Source organism: Pseudomonas sp. E6002 (assembly GCF_013385565.1).
In the GTDB taxonomy this organism is placed as follows: Bacteria; Pseudomonadota; Gammaproteobacteria; order Pseudomonadales; family Pseudomonadaceae; genus Aquipseudomonas.
The window spans coordinates 94999-116672 of the sequence record NZ_JACAPT010000023.1; the positions used below are offsets into that span (position 1 = coordinate 94999).

General features: G+C 60.6%; 16 protein-coding genes. 10 read left to right on the plus strand and 6 right to left on the minus strand.

Annotated features, from left to right (window positions below; translation table 11 throughout):
* Positions 1 to 206 precede the first annotated feature (206 nt).
* Entirely contained in the window at positions 207 to 2126 is a 1920-nt protein-coding gene (locus tag HX815_RS19100; RefSeq protein ID WP_003218986.1) for an ATP-binding cassette domain-containing protein, read from the plus strand.
* Positions 2127 to 2324: 198 nt separating this feature from the next.
* Here the strand turns inward: HX815_RS19100 and HX815_RS19105 are convergent, their stop codons facing one another.
* Positions 2325 to 2762 carry a universal stress protein gene (locus HX815_RS19105; RefSeq protein WP_003218985.1) on the minus strand — a complete coding sequence of 146 codons (438 nt, stop codon included), beginning with the start codon at positions 2760 to 2762 and terminating at the stop codon, positions 2325 to 2327.
* Positions 2763 to 2866: 104 nt separating this feature from the next.
* Here HX815_RS19105 and HX815_RS19110 point away from each other — a divergent pair, with 104 nt between their 5' ends.
* The 7 genes from HX815_RS19110 (at position 2867) to HX815_RS19140 (ending at position 11250) form a co-directional block, all read left to right on the plus strand.
* Complete coding sequence (locus HX815_RS19110; protein ID WP_003218981.1) at positions 2867 to 3304, plus strand: hypothetical protein; 438 nt, start codon at positions 2867 to 2869, stop codon at positions 3302 to 3304.
* Positions 3305 to 3756: 452 nt separating this feature from the next.
* Positions 3757 to 5904 (plus strand): fatty acid oxidation complex subunit alpha FadB, encoded by a 2148-nt coding sequence (fadB, locus tag HX815_RS19115; protein ID WP_003218979.1) that lies wholly within the window; start codon positions 3757 to 3759, stop codon positions 5902 to 5904.
* A gap of 29 nt (positions 5905 to 5933) precedes the next feature.
* Positions 5934 to 7109 carry an acetyl-CoA C-acyltransferase FadA gene (gene fadA, locus HX815_RS19120; RefSeq protein ID WP_003218978.1) on the plus strand — a complete coding sequence of 392 codons (1176 nt, stop codon included), beginning with the start codon at positions 5934 to 5936 and terminating at the stop codon, positions 7107 to 7109.
* A gap of 97 nt (positions 7110 to 7206) precedes the next feature.
* On the plus strand, positions 7207 to 7443 hold the full coding sequence (locus tag HX815_RS19125; protein ID WP_003218976.1) for a DUF1653 domain-containing protein: 237 nt from the start codon (positions 7207 to 7209) through the stop codon (positions 7441 to 7443).
* 114 nt (positions 7444 to 7557) lie between these two features.
* Entirely contained in the window at positions 7558 to 10179 is a 2622-nt protein-coding gene (gene topA, locus HX815_RS19130) for a type I DNA topoisomerase (RefSeq protein ID WP_003218973.1), read from the plus strand.
* A gap of 127 nt (positions 10180 to 10306) precedes the next feature.
* Complete coding sequence (locus tag HX815_RS19135; protein WP_003218971.1) at positions 10307 to 10828, plus strand: DUF6586 family protein; 522 nt, start codon at positions 10307 to 10309, stop codon at positions 10826 to 10828.
* A 188-nt stretch (positions 10829 to 11016) separates the two neighbouring features.
* Entirely contained in the window at positions 11017 to 11250 is a 234-nt protein-coding gene (locus HX815_RS19140; RefSeq protein WP_003218969.1) for a hypothetical protein, read from the plus strand.
* A 112-nt stretch (positions 11251 to 11362) separates the two neighbouring features.
* Here the strand turns inward: HX815_RS19140 and sulA are convergent, their stop codons facing one another.
* Positions 11363 to 11836 (minus strand): SOS-induced cell division inhibitor SulA, encoded by a 474-nt coding sequence (gene sulA / locus HX815_RS19145; protein ID WP_003218967.1) that lies wholly within the window; start codon positions 11834 to 11836, stop codon positions 11363 to 11365.
* Positions 11837 to 11846: 10 nt separating this feature from the next.
* On the minus strand, positions 11847 to 12455 hold the full coding sequence (gene lexA / locus HX815_RS19150; protein WP_003172575.1) for a transcriptional repressor LexA: 609 nt from the start codon (positions 12453 to 12455) through the stop codon (positions 11847 to 11849).
* A 262-nt stretch (positions 12456 to 12717) separates the two neighbouring features.
* Here lexA and psrA point away from each other — a divergent pair, with 262 nt between their 5' ends.
* Both psrA and nagZ read left to right on the plus strand, forming a co-directional pair.
* Positions 12718 to 13425, plus strand: coding sequence for a transcriptional regulator PsrA (gene psrA, locus HX815_RS19155; protein ID WP_003218964.1), 708 nt, complete (start codon positions 12718 to 12720; stop codon positions 13423 to 13425).
* 170 nt (positions 13426 to 13595) lie between these two features.
* Complete coding sequence (gene nagZ / locus HX815_RS19160) at positions 13596 to 14606, plus strand: beta-N-acetylhexosaminidase (RefSeq protein WP_177028716.1); 1011 nt, start codon at positions 13596 to 13598, stop codon at positions 14604 to 14606.
* A gap of 112 nt (positions 14607 to 14718) precedes the next feature.
* Here the strand turns inward: nagZ and HX815_RS19165 are convergent, their stop codons facing one another.
* From HX815_RS19165 to mfd, 3 genes are read right to left on the minus strand one after another with little or no spacing between them, the layout of a single operon-like run.
* Positions 14719 to 17409, minus strand: a complete 2691-nt coding sequence (locus HX815_RS19165) for a DEAD/DEAH box helicase (RefSeq protein WP_003218960.1) — start codon at positions 17407 to 17409, stop codon at positions 14719 to 14721.
* A gap of 9 nt (positions 17410 to 17418) precedes the next feature.
* Complete coding sequence (locus HX815_RS19170) at positions 17419 to 17988, minus strand: CsiV family protein (protein ID WP_003218957.1); 570 nt, start codon at positions 17986 to 17988, stop codon at positions 17419 to 17421.
* Positions 17989 to 17999: 11 nt separating this feature from the next.
* Positions 18000 to 21449 carry a transcription-repair coupling factor gene (gene mfd / locus HX815_RS19175; RefSeq protein WP_003218956.1) on the minus strand — a complete coding sequence of 1150 codons (3450 nt, stop codon included), beginning with the start codon at positions 21447 to 21449 and terminating at the stop codon, positions 18000 to 18002.
* Positions 21450 to 21674: the final 225 nt, after the last annotated feature.

Consider the following 21674-nt stretch of genomic DNA (forward strand, 5'->3'; position numbering starts at 1 on the left):
TCCGTGCAGAGGAATCTGGACTAGTGCCGACGTCGCCGACACTGATTGCCCCTAGCTTAGCCTTTTGCCCGCAACCGGTGAAAGCTTTGCCGGTCGCTTCGTTCAAGTTCATCTGAAATGTCCAACAGAACGTGTCAGCGGCGAAAATGCCGGCCGCCTCGAGCCCTAAGTCAGGTAGAATGCGCGCCCAGTTTTTGGAGAAGCGTATGACCCTGCTCAAATTCAGCGATGTGTCCCTTGCTTTCGGCGCTATGCCGTTGTTGGACAAGGTGTCCTGGCAGATCGCCCGTGGTGAGCGGGTGTGCATCATCGGCCGCAACGGCACCGGCAAGTCCAGCATGATGAAGCTGGTAAAAGGCGACCAGAAGCCCGATGACGGCTCTGTCTGGCGCGCCCCGGGCCTCAAGATTGGCGAATTGCCGCAAGAATTGCCGGTGGCCGACGGACGGACAGTGTTCGACGTGGTTGCCGAAGGCCTCGACGGCGTGGGCGCACTGCTCGCCGAATACCATCACCTGGCGCAGAACTGCGTCACCGAAGCCGACCTGGACAAGCTGATGCACGTCCAGCAAGACCTCGAAGCCCGCGACGGCTGGCGCTTGCAGCAATTGGTCGACAGCACCCTGAGTCGCCTGCAACTGCCCGCCGACAAGACCCTCGCCGAATTGTCCGGCGGCTGGCGTCGCCGCGTCCTGCTGGCCCAGGCCCTGGTTTCCGAACCGGATCTGTTGCTGCTCGACGAACCGACCAACCACCTGGACATCGGCGCAATCGCCTGGCTTGAAGAAGCCCTCAAGGATTTCCAGGGCGCCGTGCTGTTCATCACGCACGACCGTTCCTTCCTGCAGAACCTGGCAACCCGCATCCTCGAACTGGACCGTGGTGGCCTGATCGACTGGAACGGCGACTACGCCAGTTTCCTGGTGCACAAGGAAGCCGCGCTGTCTGCGGAAGAAACCGCCAATGCCCTGTTCGATAAGAAGCTGGCCCAGGAAGAAGTCTGGATCCGCCAGGGCATCAAGGCCCGCCGCACCCGTAACGAAGGCCGCGTACGTGCCCTGAAAGCCCTGCGTGTCGAGCGCAGCGAGCGCCGTGAACGCACCGGCAAGGCCAATATCCAGCTGGACACCGCCGACAAGTCGGGCAAGCAAGTGATGGTCCTGGAAAACGTCAGCTTCCATCACCCGGACGGCCCGTTCCTGATCAAGGACTTCTCCATGGTCCTGCAGCGCGGCGACCGTATCGGCCTGCTCGGCGCCAACGGTACCGGCAAGACCACCTTGCTCAAGCTGATGCTCAACGGCCTGCAACCCACCAGCGGTACCGTGGAAGAGGGCACGCGCATCGACGTGGCCTACTTCGACCAGTTGCGCCACCAGTTGGACCTGGAAAAAACCGTGATCGACAACGTCGCCGAAGGTCGCGACTTTATCGACATCGACGGCCAGAGCCGCCACGTGCTGAGCTACCTGGGCGACTTCCTGTTCAGCCCGCAGCGTGCACGTACGCCGGTCAAGGCCTTGTCCGGTGGTGAGCGTGCGCGCCTGCTGCTGGCCAAGTTGTTCAGCAAGCCAGCCAACCTGCTGGTACTCGACGAACCGACCAACGACCTCGACGTGGAAACCCTGGAACTGCTGGAAGAGGTCCTGCTGACCTTCAACGGCACCGTGCTGATGGTCAGTCACGACCGGGCATTCCTCGATAACGTGGTCACCAGCACCCTGGTCTTCGAAGGCGAAGGCAAGGTGCGTGAATACGTCGGTGGTTATCAGGACTGGCTGCGCCAGGGCGGCTCGCCGCGCCTGCTGGGCGTGACCGAGAGCAAGTCCGGCAAGGCTGACTTGACCTCGGCCGTGGTTGCTCCAGTGGCTGCTGCTCCGGCACCAGCCCAGGAAGCACCTGCTGCGAAGAAGAAGCTCAGCTACAAGCTGCAACGTGAGCTGGAAGCACTGCCGGGTGATATCGACGCCAAGGAACAGCAGATTGCTGCCGTTGAAGCTGAAATGGCTGACGCGGGTTTCTACCTGCGTCCGGCTGCAGAAACCGCCAAGGTGATTGCATCCCTCGAGCAGCTTAACAGCGAGCTTGAAGCCCTGGTTGAACGCTGGGCCGAGCTGGATGCCTGAGTGAATCAAGCGCAATAAAAAACCCGGCGCTCATTTGTATGAGCGCCGGGTTTTTTGTATGAAACGCGGTTCAGATGTGGGAGCGGGCTTGCTCGCGAATGCGGTGTGTCAGTCCATATATTTGTCGACTGATCCACCGCTTTCGCGAGCAAGCCCGCTCCCACACAAGACCGCTCCCACATTGGATTGCCGTTGGTCTTACGAGCTCTTGACCAGTTTCACGGCCAGCACATCGCAAGGTGCGCCGTGCAGCACGTCATTGGCGGTTGAGCCCAGCAGCAAGGCCAGGCCGTGACGGCCGTGGCTGCCGACCACGATCAGGTCGCAACCTTGCTCCTTGGCCAGGTGGTGGATTTCCTGGCGCGGCTGGCCGTAGGTCAGGTGGCTCTGGTCTTTTTTCAGGGCAGGGTATTTGTTGATCAGCCGGTCAAGGCGTTCCTTGGCCTGGTCGAACTGCTGCTGTTGCAGTTGGGAAAGGTCCATCGGCACATCGCCGCCAAAGGCCATGGCCATCGGTTCGACGATATGCACCAGGGACAGCTTCACCGAGTCGCCTGCAAGGCCTACGGCCCGCTTGATCACGGGGTCGCATTCTTCGGTCAGGTCCACGGCGACCAGAATATGTTCGTAGGGCATGAGGAGTCCTCCAAGGGAAAGCGATAAGTTCAGTATGGCTGGTTTCAAGCGGATGGGGTTGCGTCAGGTCAAATCCGCTCATCAAGAAATTCGGGAGTACACATATGACGGTCTGGATAGTGGTGTCAATCCTTGCGCTGGTTTTAAGCCCCCTGGCGTGGCTGCGTCCTTCGCGCCATTCGAGCGGGCGCATGGCTTTGCGCATGGAGGCGCGGCGCATTGGCCTGGCCATGCAACTGACGCCCCAGGAATGGCCGCACTGGCTCAAGCACGAGCCGCCAAGCCCGTGTGCCCAGTATCACCGGCCACGGCGTGGCACCACGCGGGTGACCTGGAGTTACTGGCAGTTGGAGCCGGGGGTTTGGGTCAATCAGTGGCAGGAAACCTGCGTCGATGAAAAGTTGTTGCCACATTTTGCGACGCTGCCGGCGAACGTCTACAAAGTCGAAGCCGACAAGCAAATGATCACCCTGTACTGGGGCGAGAAGGGCGAGTTGAGCGTGTTGCAGGACATTGACGCGGTGCTCAAGGCGCTGGCCTGAGATTCCTGCGGGCATTAAAAAGCCCGAAAGCATCATCGGGCTGGAGTTGGCCAGGCAGGCCGGTAATTCGTTTTACGTGCCGCTAGCCTAGCCGCATATTCGGTTCTGTACAGCCCTTTAAATCAAAATTCACATTATTGATTTCGCGAATGATTAAACATCGGCGGGGCGATGCCGGCTGCCCCAGGTTCTGAAATGACTGAAAAGTCGCGTTTTTGCGGCCCTTTCGAGCGATTGACAATTCGTCGGATTTGGCTGAAGGTGACGTACCCAAATCAAACGGGCGTATGAATTGAGCGTTTGTCTTTCAGACCGTTCGTACAGAATCCCGACTATCGCGTTGGCGGGTGTGCCTGGCAACTTGGCGTTAGCATCGACGGTAACGTCAGTGCCTACGCTGAATCCTGCGTCCGACGTGTACTGTTCAGCTTCCATATCGTGGAGATCAGTTGATGATTTACGAAGGTAAAGCCATCACGGTTAAGGCTCTTGAAAGTGGCATCGTCGAATTGAAATTCGACCTCAAGGGTGAGTCCGTCAACAAGTTCAACCGTCTAACCCTGAATGAATTGCGTCAGGCCGTAGACACCATCAAAGCAGATGCTTCGGTCAAGGGCGTGATCGTCTCCAGCGGCAAGGACGTGTTCATCGTCGGCGCTGACATCACCGAATTCGTCGACAACTTCAAGCTGCCCGATGCCGAGCTTGTGGCTGGCAACCTCGAAGCCAACAAGATTTTCAGCGATTTCGAAGACCTCAACGTGCCGACCGTTGCCGCGATCAATGGCATCGCCCTGGGCGGCGGTCTGGAAATGTGCCTGGCCGCCGACTTCCGCGTGATGTCGGCCACCGCGAAAATCGGCCTGCCGGAAGTCAAGCTGGGCATCTACCCAGGCTTCGGCGGTACCGTGCGCCTGCCGCGCATCATCGGTGCCGACAATGCCATCGAGTGGATTGCCGCCGGCAAGGAAAACCGTGCTGAAGACGCGCTGAAAGTCGGCGCCGTGGATGCTGTGGTGGCTCCCGACAAGCTTGCAGAAGCCGCGCTGAACCTGATCAAGGGCGCCATCAGCGGCGAATTTGACTACAAGGCCAAGCGTCAGCCAAAGCTGGAAAAACTCAAGCTCAACGCCATCGAACAGATGATGTCGTTCGAAACCGCCAAGGGTTTCGTGGCTGGCCAGGCCGGCCCGAACTACCCGGCGCCGGTTGAAGCGATCAAGACCATCCAGAAGGCCGCGAACTTCGGTCGCGACAAAGCCCTGGAAGTCGAAGCCGCTGGTTTCGTCAAACTGGCCAAGACCTCTGCCGCGCAGAGCTTGATCGGTCTGTTCCTGAACGATCAGGAACTGAAGAAAAAGGCCAAGGCCTACGACGAAATCGCTCGCGACGTGAAACAGGCTGCCGTACTCGGCGCCGGTATCATGGGCGGCGGTATCGCCTATCAGTCGGCGTCCAAAGGCACGCCGATCCTGATGAAAGACATCAACGAGCACGGCATCGAGCAGGGTCTGGCAGAAGCCGCGAAGCTGCTAGTAGGCCGCGTTGATAAAGGCCGCATGACTGCAGCGAAAATGGCTGAAGTGCTTAACGGCATTCGTCCGACCCTGTCCTACGGTGATTTCGGCCACGTCGACCTGGTGGTCGAAGCGGTTGTCGAGAACCCGAAGGTCAAGCAGGCGGTACTGGCTGAAGTTGAAGCCCAGGTGAAAGAAGACACGATCCTGGCGTCCAACACCTCGACCATTTCCATCACCTTGCTGGCCAAGGCCCTCAAGCGTCCGGAAAACTTCGTCGGCATGCACTTCTTCAACCCGGTGCACATGATGCCGCTGGTGGAAGTGATCCGTGGCGAGAAGTCCAGCGAGCTGGCCGTTGCCACCACCGTTGCCTACGCCAAGAAAATGGGCAAGAACCCGATCGTCGTCAATGACTGCCCGGGCTTCCTGGTCAACCGCGTACTGTTTCCGTACTTCGGCGGTTTCGCCAAGCTGGTCAGCGCCGGTGTGGACTTCGTGCGCATCGACAAGGTCATGGAAAAATTCGGCTGGCCAATGGGCCCGGCGTACCTGATGGACGTGGTCGGCATCGACACCGGCCACCACGGTCGCGACGTAATGGCTGAAGGCTTCCCGGACCGCATGAAAGACGACCGCCGCTCGGCGATCGACGCGCTCTACGAAGCCAAGCGCCTGGGCCAGAAAAATGGCAAGGGCTTCTACGCCTACGAGACCGACAAGAAGGGCAAGCAGAAGAAAGTGGCCGACCCATCGGTTCACGAAGTACTCGCGCCGGTCATCTACGAACAGCGTGAAGTGTCCGACGAGGACATCGTCAACTGGATGATGATCGCCCTGTGCCTGGAAACCGTGCGTTGCCTGGAAGACGGCATCGTTGAAACCGCAGCCGAGGCCGACATGGGCCTGGTCTACGGTATTGGTTTCCCTCCATTCCGTGGTGGTGCGCTGCGTTACATCGATTCCATCGGTGTGGCCGAGTTCGTTGCCCTGGCTGATCAATACGCTGATCTGGGCCCGCTGTACCACCCGACTGCGAAGCTGCGCGAGATGGCCAAGAACGGCCAGAGCTTCTTCGGTTAAGTGCCCAGACGACTAGAGCGAGAATATTTATGAGCTTGAATCCAAGAGACGTCGTGATTGTCGACTTCGGTCGTACTCCGATGGGCCGCTCCAAGGGCGGCATGCACCGCAACACCCGTGCCGAAGACATGTCGGCGCACCTGATCAGCAAATTGCTGGAACGCAACGTCAAGGTCGATCCGAACGAAGTCGAAGACGTGATCTGGGGCTGCGTCAACCAGACCCTGGAGCAGGGCTGGAACATCGCCCGCATGGCTTCCCTGATGACGCAGATCCCGCACACCGCTGCCGGCCAGACCGTCAGCCGGCTGTGTGGCTCGTCCATGAGCGCGCTGCACACCGCTGCCCAAGCGATCATGACCGGTAACGGTGATGTGTTCGTGGTCGGCGGCGTGGAGCACATGGGCCACGTCAGCATGATGCACGGTGTGGATCCGAACCCGCACATGTCCCTGTACGCGGCGAAAGCCTCGGGCATGATGGGCCTCACCGCTGAAATGCTCGGCAAAATGCACGGCATTACCCGCGAAGCCCAGGATGCATTCGGCCTGCGTTCCCACCAGTTGGCCCACAAGGCAACCGTGGAAGGCAAGTTCAAGGATGAAATCATCCCGATGAACGGCTACGACGAGAACGGTTTCCTGAAACTGTTCGACTACGACGAAACCATTCGTCCGGACACCACCCTGGAAAGCCTGGCGGCCCTGAAGCCGGCCTTCAATCCAAAGGGCGGCACCGTGACAGCCGGTACTTCGTCGCAGATCACTGACGGTGCTTCGTGCATGATCGTGATGTCGGCCCAGCGTGCCCAGGACCTGGGTATCCAGCCGATGGCCGTGATTCGTTCGATGGCAGTCGCAGGTGTGGACCCGGCAATCATGGGCTATGGTCCAGTACCGGCCACACAAAAAGCATTGAAGCGCGCAGGCCTGACTATCTCCGACATCGACTTCTTCGAGCTCAACGAAGCTTTCGCCGCACAGGCCCTGCCAGTGCTGAAAGATTTGAAAGTGCTCGACAAGATGAACGAGAAGGTTAACCTGCACGGCGGCGCGATTGCCTTGGGTCACCCGTTTGGGTGTTCCGGCGCTCGTATCTCCGGCACGTTGCTTAACGTGATGAAGCAAAATGGCGGCAACCTTGGGGTTGCAACCATGTGCATTGGCCTCGGCCAAGGCATCTCCACCGTCTTCGAACGTATCTAAACGTTTCGTTGACGGAAGCCGGGGCCCAGTGCCCCGGTTTTTGTTTTTTGGAATTTTTTATATTTTTTTTTAACAAATTTTGTAAGAGGGCCAGAGCATGAAAGTCGAACCAGGGCTCTACCAGCATTATAAAGGTCCGCAGTACCGCGTTTTTAATGTGGCGCGGCATTCCGAGACCGAAGAGGAAGTGGTGTTCTACCAAGCACTGTATGGCGATTACGGCTTTTGGGTGCGTCCCTTGAGCATGTTCCTTGAGACCGTCGAAGTTGACGGCGAACAGGTCCCGCGCTTTGCTTTGATGCAGGCCGAAGCCAGCCTTTTTTCCGCGCAATAAAGGCAGGCCGCGCAGAATGCTGCGCTTGACCTCACCTTGTTGCCACTATATATAGCGTTGCCGCGTCAGGCGCCAACCGCCTTTCACTTCTCGAATTCAGGAATTTTCCGATCCATGGGCAAATCGCTGGTCATTGTGGAATCCCCGGCTAAGGCCAAGACCATCAACAAGTACTTGGGTAACGAGTACGTGGTGAAGTCGAGTATCGGCCATATCCGAGACCTGCCCACCAGCGGTTCGGCTAGCGCCAGCAAGGAGCCTGCCGCCAAGCGCGGCAAGGCGGCTGCGGGCGAAGGTCCGGTGCTCACGCCTAAAGAGAAAGCGCGCAAGCAGCTGGTCTCGCGCATGGGTGTCGATCCCGATCATGGCTGGAAAGCCAAGTACGAGATCCTCCCGGGCAAGGAAAAGGTCATCGAAGAGCTGCGCCGGCTCGCCAAGGATGCTGACACCATCTATCTCGCAACCGACTTGGACCGCGAAGGGGAGGCTATTGCCTGGCACCTGCGGGAAGCCATCGGGGGTGACGACAGCCGCTACAAGCGCGTGGTGTTCAACGAAATTACCAAGAAGGCGATCCAGGAAGCCTTCTCCAAGCCGGGCGAACTGGACATTGACCGCGTCAATGCCCAACAGGCGCGTCGCTTCCTCGACCGTGTCGTGGGTTACATGGTCTCGCCGCTGCTGTGGGCGAAAATCGCCCGTGGCCTGTCCGCCGGCCGTGTGCAATCGGTTGCGGTAAAGCTGGTGGTGGAGCGTGAACGCGAGATTCGTGCGTTCAACCCCGAAGAATACTGGGAAGTGCACGCTGACCTGGGCACTGCCAAGGGCAACAACGTACGCTTTGAAGTGGCCCGCGAGAAAGGCGAGGCCTTCAAGCCGCTCAACGAAGCCCAGGCCATGGCCGCGCTGGAGAAGCTCAAGGCTTCCAGCTACAGCATCGTCAAGCGTGAAGACAAGCCCACCAGCAGCAAGCCGTCGGCGCCGTTCATCACCTCCACCCTGCAACAGGCCGCGAGCAACCGCCTGGGCTTCGGGGTGAAGAAGACCATGATGATGGCCCAGCGCCTGTATGAAGCGGGCTACATCACGTATATGCGTACCGACTCCACCAACCTGTCGCAAGACGCGGTGGCGATGGCGCGTACTTATATTGAAAGCGAATTCGGCAAGAAGTACCTGCCGGAGAAGCCGAACGTCTATAGCAGCAAGGAAGGCGCACAAGAGGCTCACGAAGCGATTCGTCCCTCCGACGCCAATACCGAGCCAAGCAAGCTGAGCGGCATGGAGCGCGACGCTGAGCGCCTCTACGAGCTGATCTGGCGCCAGTTCCTGGCGTGCCAGATGCTGCCGGCGCAATACCTGTCGACGACTGTCAGCGTGGGTGCTGGTGACTTCGAGCTGCGTGCCAAGGGCCGTATCCTCAAGTTCGACGGTTACACCCGCGTGATGCCGCAAATCGCCAAGCCGGGCGACGACGATGTACTGCCGGACATGGCGCAGGGCGATGTGTTGAAGCTGATCAAGCTCGACCCGTCCCAGCACTTCACCAAGCCGCCGGCGCGTTACTCGGAAGCGAGCCTGGTCAAGGAGATGGAAAAACGCGGTATCGGTCGTCCTTCGACCTATGCGGCGATCATCTCCACCATCCAGGACCGCGGCTACGTGGCCTTGCACAACCGTCGTTTCTACTCGGAAAAGATGGGTGACATCGTCACCGAGCGCCTGTCCGAGAGTTTCTCCAACCTGATGGACTACGGCTTCACCGCCGGCATGGAAGAGAACCTCGATGACGTGGCCCAGGGCGAACGCGACTGGAAAAACGTGCTCGACGAGTTCTACGGCGACTTCAAGAAGAAACTTGAAGTGGCTGAAAGCGCCGAGAACGGCATGCGGGCCAACCAGCCGGTGATGACGGACATTCCGTGCCTCACTTGCGGCCGCCCGATGCAGATTCGTACCGCCTCCACCGGTGTATTCCTCGGTTGCTCGGGTTACAGCCTGCCGCCGAAAGAGCGCTGCAAGGCCACCGTCAACCTGGTGCCGGGCGATGAAATCGCGGCCGATGACGAGGGTGAATCCGAGTCTCTGGTATTGCGTGGCAAGCACCGTTGCCCGATCTGCAGCACGGCAATGGATGCCTACCTGCTGGACGAGAAGCACAAGCTGCACATCTGCGGTAACAACCCGGATTGCAACGGCTACGAGATCGAAGAAGGCACTTACCGCATCAAGGGCTACGAAGGCCCGAGCCTGGAATGCGACAAGTGCGGCAGCGAGATGCAGCTCAAGACCGGCCGTTTCGGCAAGTTCTTCGGTTGCACCAACCCGACGTGCAAGAACACCCGCAAACTGCTGAAAAGCGGTGACGCGGCGCCGCCGAAGATGGACCCGGTGAAGATGCCTGAGCTCAAGTGCGAGAAGGTCAACGACACCTACATCCTGCGTGATGGTGCTTCGGGGCTGTTCCTGGCTGCCAGCCAGTTCCCGAAAAACCGTGAGACCCGTGCACCGCTGGTGATGGAGATCGTGCCCCACAAGGACGAGATCGATCCGAAGTACCACTTCCTCTGCGAAGCGCCGAAGAAGGACCCGGACGGTCGTCCGTCCGTAATCCGCTACAGCCGCAAGACCAAGGAGCAGTACGTGCAGACCGAGGTTGAAGGCAAGCCTACCGGCTGGAAAGCGTTCTACGACGGTGGCAAGTGGAAGGTCGAGGACAAGCGCCAGGGCGCTTGATACGATCAGCTACATGCACAAAGGCCGCCTTGATAGGCGGCCTTTTTTTTGCGCTTGCAGTGGCCTTGGCTGATCCGTGACACTGTTCAGCCAGCATCACGCCTTATTCGTTGTGGAGACTGCCTTCATGGCCAACGAACTCTATACCCGTACCAACCAGAAAATTTACTTCGCGGGTTTGTCCCTGGAAGCCCTTGGCCGTGCCGAGGAAGGAAAGGAGATGAACGCTATCGCGCTGGTACAGGCCGGGCGTGAAGCCGCGCTGTTCCACCTCTATGGCGCCTTGCTTGGCTTATGCCATGAGATCGCCGGGTTCTACCGTCTGCCGCAGGCCGGCTCGCCGCGTGCGGAAATGATTATCCACCGGGATGTGCTGGAGTCCATGGCCATCCCGGAGTTGGCCGAACTGGTGGAGATGGCGCAAAGCCCGGACAGTTGGCTGGCGCGCTTGCTGGTAGCCCACGCGGAGATGTTCCAACCGCCACGGGTGAAGCACACGCCCAAAGGCGATGTGACCCAGCCGCTGATCGTGGCCGTAAGCCTGGACGAAGAAGGACCCGAGCCGTTGAGCCGGGAAGAGCTGGAAAGCTGGCGGCAGGAGCTGAAGAAGTTGGCCATTCGGTTTCGGGATGGATTGAACGAGTGCTGAAGGCTTCTCGCTGACAACTACCGCTCTTGTGGCGAGGGAGCTTGCTCCCGCTGGGTTGCAAAGCAGCCCCAAGGCTTTTCAGGCCTGGCAGTGTCAGCTGTCGGAGGGCCGCGGCTCAGCCCAATGCGGGCAAGCCCGCTCGCCACAAGACTGATATAATGCCGGCCTTTCGTGGAGAACAGACTTTTATGCCAACGTCCTTTCTGGAAATTGTTGAGTTGCCCGACGGCCGAATCGAGCTGCGCCGGGCTGAGGACGAGGGTTCTCTGGTGATCTTGGATTTTTCCGAGGACGCAAAAGCGTTCCTACAGGGCCAGCACGTGGAAGTGGCAAAAGCCATGTTGAGCGTAGGTGTGCAGATGGCGGGGCGCCTGGCTGAAGGCGAACCGGAAAAGGAAGACGGCCCGCGGATTCTTCACTGAGTCCGTCTGTCGACTTTTTTACAGGCTTCAATTGTGCAGATCGGCTTCTCAATTCTGAAGAAGCCTCGCGTCATGGCGGATCCTGACAGCTGTCAGTTACCCGCGTATCGTTTTATCCCAACCGAATGTTCAAGCTTTGCGCATCACCTGTGCGGGCGGCGCTGATCAGTTGCTGCCTGGCCGCTGTGGTCAGCGGGTTCAGCCAGCTGACCACCGTATGGCTACGGCCCAGGCGCAAGGCTTCGCAGGTCAACTGCTGGGCGCTTTGAGCACCACGGGGTTGCAGCAACAGGATGCGTTCGCGGTTCAGGCCGGCATCCCGCAACCAGGCCTGGGTCAGGCTGGATGGCGGGGCGATCAGCGTCAACCAGCGGGCGTCCTGTTCCTCGCTCAGTTCGCGAAGGATCGGCGCCAACAGGCTCAGGCAGTTCCCGGCAGCACCGCGCAACGACAGTTCACTGAACGCCTCGGGTTCGGCGCTCCAGGGCGCTTCGACCACTTCCTTGAGGATGGGCGCAAGGGGCTGGGCCATAAAGGCCTCAAACAGCGACAGTTGAGTGTGTTGTGGGGTCTGTAGGAACTGCATGATGCCTCCGTTAGCGGCGAATAACGCCGACGCTCAAGCCTTCAATCACCAGGTCCTGATCCTTCAGGTTCACTTCAATCGGCGCGAATTCGGGGTTCTCGGCCAGGAGCCAGACCTTGCTGCCTTCGCGCTTGAAGCGTTTGACCGTCACTTCATCGCCGATACGGGCGACGACGATCTGGCCATTGCGGGCTTCACGTGTGGTGTGGACGGCCAGCAGGTCGCCGTCGAAAATGCCCACGTCCTTCATGCTCATGCCATGGACCCGCAACAGGTAGTCGGCGCGGGGATGGAAGAAGGTCGGGTTGATGTTGCAGGATTCCTCGACGTGCTGTTGCGCCAGGATCGGCGCACCGGCTGCGACGCGGCCGATGATCGGCAGTGTCGACTCGTCGGCCTTGGCTTCGAAGCCAGGGATACGAATACCGCGTGAAGCACCCGGGGTCATCTCGATCGCGCCTTTGCGGGCGAGGGCCTTGAGGTGTTCTTCAGCGGCGTTGGGTGACTTGAATCCCAGTTCCAGCGCAATTTCCGCCCGGGTCGGCGGGTAGCCGTTGTCATCGAGGCAGCGCTTGATAAAAGCCAGAATCTCAGCTTGGCGTGGCGTCAGTTTTAGCATGTTGATCGCTCTGTCTTTTTATACAGTGACTGGGATTATATACAGTGGACTGCGCTTGGCAATCACCGTTTTCAGTCACTCCGCTGGACGGTCATTTATCACCTGTCCTACACACTGGAGACAGCGCTGCCTACAGACCTTGGCGAATGTGATTAAATGGCCATGAAATAGCTGACCGGCCAGCCGCAAACCGACCTGCAGGCTTGACAAGACATAGCTTGAAACGTATGTTTCAAACAAGTGTTTGTCAGGCGGAGTAGCCATGGCCCAGTCGGAAACCGTTGAACGCATTCTCGATGCTGCCGAGCAGTTGTTCGCGGAAAAAGGATTTGCTGAAACTTCATTGCGGCTGATTACCAGCAAGGCCGGGGTCAACCTGGCGGCAGTGAACTACCATTTCGGCTCCAAGAAGGCGCTGATCCAGGCCGTGTTCTCACGTTTCCTGGGGCCTTTCTGCATCAGCCTCGACCGTGAGCTGGAGCGTCGCCAGGCCAAGCCTGAAAACAAGCCAAGCCTGGAAGACCTGCTGGAGATCCTCGTCGAACAAGCCCTGGTGGTTCAGCCACGCAGCGGCAACGACCTGTCGATCTTCATGCGCCTGTTGGGCCTGGCGTTCAGCCAGAGCCAGGGCCACCTGCGCCGCTACCTTGAAGACATGTACGGCAAGGTGTTCCGCCGCTATATGTTGCTGGTCAACGAAGCCGCCCCGCGTATCCCGCCAATCGAACTGTTCTGGCGCGTGCACTTCATGCTCGGTGCCGCGGCATTCAGCATGTCCGGGATCAAGGCACTGCGTGCGATTGCCGAGACCGACTTCGGCGTCAACACCTCCATCGAGCAGGTCATGCGCCTGATGGTGCCGTTTCTCGCCGCCGGCATGCGTGCCGAAACCGGCGTCACCGACCAGGCCATGGCCGCCGCCCAATTGCGCCCGCGCAGCAAGTCAGTACCGGTCCCGGCCAAGGTTTAACCCCTCCCGGGTGTGCGCGGCCGCTTGCATCCGCTAAGCTAGCCGCCCATGCCGATTTCAGCTATTTATCCACAGCCCGTTGCGCTCGCTGAGCGTCCGTCTCCAGATTCAATCCTGGCGATGCGATCTCGCGGGGGCTTCGGGCTGCGTGCGTTATTTAAGGAAGCTATATGACCCAAGCCCTGCAAGGCTCTTTGATGGTGGACGTTGCCGGCACCTGGCTGACGGCTGAGGATCGCCACTTGTTGCGTCAGCCCGAGGTGGGCGGCCTGATCATTTTTGCACGCAATATCGAGCATCCTCGGCAGGTGCGTGAATTGAGCGCGGCGATTCGCGCCGTGCGCCCGGACCTGTTGCTGGCGGTCGATCAGGAAGGCGGCCGAGTGCAACGCTTGCGTCAGGGGTTTGTGCGTCTGCCGGCGATGCGTGCCTTGGCCGACAACCCGAATGCGGAGCAACTGGCCGAGCAGTGCGGTTGGATCATGGCAACCGAAGTGCTGGCGGTTGGCCTGGACCTGAGCTTCGCCCCGGTGCTGGACCTCGATTACCAACGCAGCGCCGTCGTGGGCACTCGCGCCTTCGAAGGCGATCCCGAGCGCGCCGCCGTGCTCGCGGGCGCCTTCATCCGTGGTATGAACAGCGCCGGTATGGCGGCCACCGGCAAGCACTTCCCCGGCCACGGCTGGGCCGAAGCCGATTCCCACGTCGCCATTCCCAACGACGAGCGCAGCCTGGAACAGATTCGCGCCAATGACCTGGTGCCTTTCGCGCGCCTGAGCAAGCAACTGGCAGCCGTCATGCCGGCCCATGTGATTTATCCACAAGTGGACGCGCAACCGGCCGGCTTCTCCCGGCGCTGGTTGCAGGACATCCTGCGTGGCGAGTTGCAGTTCGACGGGGTGATCTTCAGTGACGACCTGTCGATGGCGGGGGCTCATGTGGTCGGTGATGCTGCCAGTCGTATTGAGGCGGCGTTGACTGCCGGTTGCGACATGGGCCTGGTGTGCAACGACCGCGCCGCCGCCGAGCTGGCCCTGAGTGCTGCCCAGCGCATGAAGGTCACGCCGTCGGCGCGTATCGCGCGGATGCGTGGCCAGGCGGTGGAGTCGACCGAGTACAAGCAGGATCCGCGTTGGTTGGCGGCGTTGGGTGCGCTGCGGGATGCTCAGTTGATCGACTGACAACTGCGGTGCGCCCTTCGCGAGCAAGCCCGCTCCCACATCCGACCGCATTCCTCCAGGGTATATGCGGTCAAATGTGGGAGCGGGCTTGCTCGCGAAGGCGATCTAACAGTCAGCGCTTCTCTTGCTTGTGAGGCAACGGCGCAAACAACGCCTCGATATCCTCATTCCCCAACTTCCAATCCCCCGTCGTCCGCCCATCCAGAACGCCCGCCGCCAGATCAGACTTTTCCTGCTGCAAATGCTGGATTTTCTCTTCCACGGTGCCCCGGGCAATCATCTTGTACACAAATACCGGCTTCTCCTGGCCGATGCGATACGCACGGTCGGTGGCCTGGTTCTCCGTGGCCGGGTTCCACCACGGGTCGTAGTGAATCACCGTGTCGGCTTCCGTCAGGTTAAGTCCGACGCCGCCTGCCTTCAGGCTGATCAGGAAGATCTGCAGCTTGCCGCTCTGGAAGTCTTTCACCGGCGTGCGCCGATCCCGCGTCTGACCGGTAAGAAGCGCATAAGCCACGCCGCGCTTCTTCAACTCGGCCTCGATCAGGCTCAGCATCGAAGTGAACTGGGAAAACAGCAGAATCCTGCGGCCTTCGGCAAACAGCTCTTCGAGCATCTCCATCAAGCTGTCGAGTTTGCCCGAGCTACTACCCTTTGCCGGCAGGGTTGCATCATTGACCAAGCGTAAATCACAGCACACCTGGCGCAACTTGAGCAGCGCCTCCAGGATGATGATCTGGCTGCGCGCCACACCCTTGCGGGTAATCTCGTCGCGGACTTTCTTGTCCATCGCCAGGCGCATGGTTTCGTACACGTCGCGTTGGGCTTCGTTGAGGTCGACCCAGTGGATGATCTCGGTCTTGGGCGGCAGCTCGGTCGCCACCTGCTCCTTGGTGCGACGCAGCAGGAACGGCTTGATCCGACCATTAAGGTGCTGCAATCGCACATCGCTGCCGCGCTTTTCGATCGGTACGCGGTAATCGCGGTTGAAGCTCTTCACGTCCCCCAGCCAACCCGGCAGCAGGAAGTGGAACAGCGACCACAGCTCGCCCAAGTGGTTTTCCAGCGGTGTACCGCTGAGGCACAGGCGCTGGCGGGCGTTCAGCTCGCGGGCCGCCTGGGCGGCCTTGCTGTTGGGGTTCTTGATGTACTGCGCTTCGTCAAGGATCAGCACGTGCAAGGGCAGGGCGGCCAGTTGCTCGATGTCCTTGGGCAGCAGGGCGTAGGTGGTCAGCAGCAGGTCGTAGTCCTGCAACTGAGGGAAATGTTTCTTGCGCCCCGCGCCGTACAACGCCATGACTTTGAGCTGCGGCGTGAAGTGCGCCGCTTCGTCGAGCCAGTTCGGGATCAGGCTGGTGGGCATCACCACCATGCACGGGCGGTCCAGGCGTCCGGCGATTTTCTCGCTGAGAATATGCGCCAGGGTTTGCAGGGTTTTGCCCAGGCCCATGTCATCCGCGAGAATCCCGCCGACGTCGAGTTGGCGCAGCGACTGCATCCAGCTCAGGCCTTCCAGTTGATAAGGGCGCAACGTTGCGTTCAAGCCTTCCGGCGCTTCGCAGCTGAAATCCTTGATGTCCCGCAGGCGCTGGGCGAAGTTGCGGATCTTTTCGCCGCCTTCCCATTGCAGCGGCAGGTCTTCCAGCGGGTTCAGGCGAATCGCGTCGGCCTTGGCCAGGCGCAGCGCGGTGGTGCCGGGCTCTTGCAGGTAGAACTCGCCCAGGGTTGCCAGCACCGGTTTCAGCCGGCCATAAGGCAGCGCCACTTGCAGCGGGCCGTGGCCGTTGGGCAGGCCGGGAATGTTCACCAGGATCAGTTCGTCATCACGGCGCCGGGCGAGTTTTTCCGGGTTGAGGATCTCGGTGTGGGAGCGCATCAGGTTCAACAGGATCGGCAGAAGACTCAGGCGTTCGCCGTTGACGATGATCCCCAGCTCCAGGTCGAACCAGTCGCGCTCCGGCATCTCGTCGACGCTGGCGTACCAGTCGTCGACGGCGCTCAGGTCAAAACCGAAATCTTCGTCGATCTGTAGTTCCCAACCCTGGGCGCGCAGGTTCGGCGAGGCATTCAGGGTGAAGTTCAGCCACGCGCTGTCATTGACCATCTCGAACAGCTCGCCGGCGCTTTCCGGCAGGGCCTTGCTCTGGCGGGTGGCGATCTTGAAGCCCAGCAGGCGCAGCTGTTCGCGAAACTGCTGCTCCACCTCGGGGTGGCGCTTGATCCGCAGGCTCTGCTGTTCCTGGCGCACGATAATGTCGGCGTTCTTCTGGCCGCTGACGTAGTTGCCCAAATAGTTGAAGGACAACGCCGCGCGATGCTGGATATAACGCTGCATCTTGCCGTTGCGCGGTTCGAAGGCACTGAACTCGATACTCGCCAGCCACAAGCGTGGCACCGGCTGCACGTCTTCCATCACCACTTGCGGCAGCACCACGCGGTTATCCAGCACCGCCTGGAGCTTCTCCAGCAACTCGGCATCCTGGGCCGCCGCCGGGTAGGCCAGGGTTTCCTGGACCTTGAGCAACACGGCGGCGATGTGTTTGCAGTTGGTGTGCACGGGGCAGGTGCAGCGGCTGTCCACCAGGATCAGCGTGCCCTTGGCGGATTCGCGCAGGGAGATGGTCTGGCGGTAGACATTGCCACCCGAGCCTTCGCAGCTGGCAATGATGGTGCTGTCGCCGGACTCGACGATACGCACGCGGTTTTCCAGGGCGTAGCGTCGGCCACGCTCGAGGCTTTGCTCTTTAAAGCGATTGGCCCACGAAGGGGCCAGGGGTTTGGTCAACGACGACGTCAGGGGCATGGTGCTGGATCAGTCCTGGACATCGGGCGGTGGAGCGCTGGGCGGCTTGGCGGTCAGCGAAGTGATCTTGATCAGCAGGGCGAGGTGGCCGCCGTCCAGGTAGTTGAGCTGGTTGTTCTTGGTGCGCACGTCTTGCTGGCTGAGGTGTTCGCTGGCGATGACGCTGCCGTTGGCGTCGAACTGGTTTACCCAGAAGTCCGCGTCGATATCGGTAAAGCGCCCAAGCTGCAGGTTCAGGGTGCCTTCGATGGGGAACTGGCCGAACTGTTCCTGGCCATCGCTGATGGCCAGCTTCACCGGTTGCTCACCGAGATTCTGTTCCCAGGACTTGTGCAGCAATACGGTGTAGTCGCTGCTGGCTTGCAGCTTCTCGACAATATTGCCCAGTCGTGGCGGGCTCATTTTGTCAGTCCCCAGGCGTGGTGCGCCGGCGTCCCAGTTTTCCGGCGCCGCACGGCTGTTGATCACCGGCTCGGCGTTCTGGCGCACCAGGATCATCTCCACCAGGTACGGGCTGTCGGCGAACGCCGAAGGCGCAACGACCACCAACAACAAGCTCAAAATGCGGAACAGGCGCATTGGGGCGTCCTTCAAGCAGATTTCGGGATGAGGCGCTCAAACAGCGCCTCCAGTGTATTAAAGCGTTCTTCGGCGCGTTCCATCGGCACCATGAATTTGAACAGCGTAGCCCCTTCGAACTTGTAGCGATTGGGCTGGCCCTGAATCAGCTTGATCAGCACCAGTGGGTCCACCGGCGTCTGCGCTTCGAACTCGATACGCCCGCCTTGCGGGCCTGCGTCGACCTTCTTGATGCCCAGTTGCTCCGCCTGCAATTTGAGCAGGGTCAGGCGCACCAGGTTCTTGGTCGGCTCCGGCAACAGGCCGAAGCGATCGATCATCTCCACTTGAAGGTCCTTGAGACCTTCTTCGTCGGTGGCCGAGGCGATGCGCTTGTACAGGATCAGTCGCGCGTGCACATCCGGCAGGTAGTCTTCGGGGATCAGCGCCGGCAGGCGCAGGTTGATCTCCGGGCCGCCACCCAGCGGTTGGTCGAGGTTCGGTTGTTCGCCCTTGCGGATGGACTTCACCGCGCGCTCGAGCATTTCCATATACAGGGTGAAGCCGACGGCCTGGATCTGCCCGCTCTGGCCGTCGCCCAGCAGTTCGCCGGCGCCGCGGATTTCCAGGTCGTTGGTGGCCAGCACAAAGCCGGCGCCGAGGTCCTGGGTGTTGGCGATCGCTTCCAGGCGCTTCTCGGCGTCGGAAGTGATCTGCTGGCGCGGCGGTGTCAGCAGATAGGCATACGCCTGGTGGTGACTGCGCCCGACCCGGCCGCGCAACTGATGCAGCTGCGCCAGGCCGAACTTGTCGGCGCGCTCGATGATGATGGTGTTGGCGCTCGGCACGTCGATGCCGGTCTCGATGATGGTCGAGGCGATCAGCACGTTGAAGCGCTTGTGATAGAAGTCGCTCATCACCTGTTCGAGTTCGCGCTCGCGCATCTGCCCGTGGCCGATGGCGATCCGTGCTTCCGGCACCAGTTCGGCGAGGTCGGCGGCGCATTTCTCGATGGTTTTTACATCGTTGTGCAGGTAGTACACCTGGCCGCCGCGCAGCAACTCACGCAGCAGGGCTTCCTTGACCGTGCTTTTGTTCTGCTCCATGACGAAGGTGCGCACCGACAACCGGCGCGCCGGCGGCGTGGCGATGATCGAGAGGTCGCGCATGCCCGACACCGCCATGTTCAGCGTGCGCGGAATCGGCGTGGCGGTGAGCGTCAGGATGTCGACTTCACTGCGCAGGGCCTTGAGCTGTTCTTTCTGGCGAACCCCGAAGCGGTGCTCTTCGTCGATGATCACCAGCCCGAGGTTCTTGATCTTCACGTCATCCGACAGCAGTTTGTGAGTGCCGATGACAATGTCGATCTTGCCTTCCGCCAGGTCGGCGATGGCCGCATTCACTTCCTTGGCCGATTTGAAGCGGCTCATCACTTCCACGGTCACTGGCCAGTCGGCAAAGCGGTCGCGGAAGCTGTTGTAGTGTTGCTGGGCGAGCAGGGTGGTCGGCACGAGGATCGCCACTTGGCGGCCGCCGTGCACCGCAATAAACGCTGCGCGCATTGCCACCTCGGTCTTGCCGAAGCCCACGTCGCCGCACACCAGGCGGTCCATCGGCTTGGGCGCCAGCATATCGGCGCGCACGGCGTCGATGGTGGTTTGCTGGTCCGGGGTTTCTTCGAAGGCGAAGCCGGCGCTGAAGGTGGCGTAGTCGGCTTTTGGGTCGGCAAACGCATAACCTTCGCGGGCGGCGCGGCGGGCATAGATGTCGAGCAACTCGGCGGCCACATCGCGTACCTGTTCGGCGGCCTTGCGCTTGGCTTTCTGCCAGGTCTCGGAGCCCAGGCGGTGCAACGGCGCGAGGGCGTCGTCGCTGCCGGTGTAGCGGGCGATCAGGTGCAGGTTGGCCACGGGCACATAAAGCTTGGCGCCCTCGGCGTATTCCATGGTGAGGAATTCGGCCACCTGGTTGTCGATCTCCAGGGTCTGCAGGCCCAGGTAACGGCCCACGCCGTGGTCGATATGCACCACCGGCGCGCCTTCGCGCAGCTCGGTGAGGTTCTTGATCACCGCATCGTTGTTGGCATCGGCGCGCTTTTCGCGGCGGCGGCGCTGCATCACCCGCTGACCGAACAGCGGGCTCTCGGCAATCAGTGCCAGGGCCGGGTCGTCCAGCAGCAGCCCTTCGTCCAGCGGTGCGATGGTGATCGCCAGGCGATCCTTGCTCGCGACAAAGTCCGGCCAGCTGTCGACGGTTTTCGGCCGCAGCTTCAGGCGTTCCAGCAACTCCAGCAGCACCTCGCGGCGCCCGGCGGACTCGGCGGTAAACAGCACGCGGCCGGGGAAGTCACCGAGGAAATTCGACAGCGCTTCCAGCGGCTGGTTAGCCTTGGCTTCAATCGCCAGGTTCGGCAGCGCTTGCGCCGGAAAGCGCTCGCGGCCGGCGCCTGCATCCACGTCCTGCTGGCTGGCGACTACTCGCGGCCAGTTTTTCAGGCGGGCGAAGCAGTCCTCCACCGGCAGGAACAGCTCGGCCGGTGGCAATAAAGGACGGGAGGGGTCGACGCGGCGTTCTTCATAACGATTGCGCACGTCATTCCAGAAATTCTCCGCTGCCTGTTCGATGCCTGGCAGCGAGAACACCTGGGTGTCCTGGGGCAGGTAATCGAAGAGCGTGGAAGTTTCGTCGAAGAACAGCGGCAGGTAGTACTCGATACCGGCGGGGGTAATCCCGCTGCTCAAGTCCTGGAAGATCGGGCAGCGACGGAAATCCACGTCGAAGCGCTCGCGGAAACGTGCCTTGAAGCGCGTGACCGCGTCTTTTTGCAGCGGGAACTCCCGGGCCGGCAGCAGCTTGATCGACTGCACCTTGTCGATGGAGCGCTGGTTTTCCGGATCGAAGGTGCGCAGGGTTTCGATTTCGTCGTCGAACAGGTCGATCCGGTAGGGCAGTTTGCTGCCCATCGGGAACAGGTCGATCAACGCGCCACGCACGGCGAACTCACCGTGCTCGTACACCGTGTCGACGCAGCGATAGCCGCTGGCCTCAAGCCGGGTGCGCATTTGCTCCACATCGAGCTTCTGGCCGATATCCAGCACCAGGCTGCTGCCCAGCAGGAACTTGGTCGGTGCCAAGCGGTGCAGGGCCGTGGTGATCGGCACCACCAGCACGCCGTGGGCCAGTTCCGGCAAGCGGTACAGGCTGGCGATGCGCTGGGAAATGATGTCCTGGTGCGGCGAGAACAGATCGTAGGGCAGGGTTTCCCAGTCCGGGAAATGCAGTACCGGCAAATCGGGGGCGAAGAAACTCAGCTCCTGTTCCAGCCGCTCGGCACTTTGGCTGTCGGCGGTGAGCAGCAGGGTAAAGCGCTTGGCAGCGCTGGCAGCCTCGGCGATGGCCAGGCTCAGGGCGGCACCGGGCAGATTGCCCCAGTGCTGTTTACCTGCCGCGGCAGGGAGAAGCGGTAGACGCAGAACGGGCACGGAAGGTTGAGCTCCAAGCGTTGCGACAAAGTCGGTAATTGTAACGGCCCGGAGTGCCGCCTGTCAGTTGCTGACTGAGCCTATTACGGTTTGTAGGAAATGTAGTGGCTAAGACAAACAAAGGTGCCTTTTGACTCATTATGTAGTGCCGAAATCGGTGTATGTTTCGGAGGGTTACGGACACTTTGTCACATTGGTCCAACAGGGGGTGCGCTGGAAGCCGCG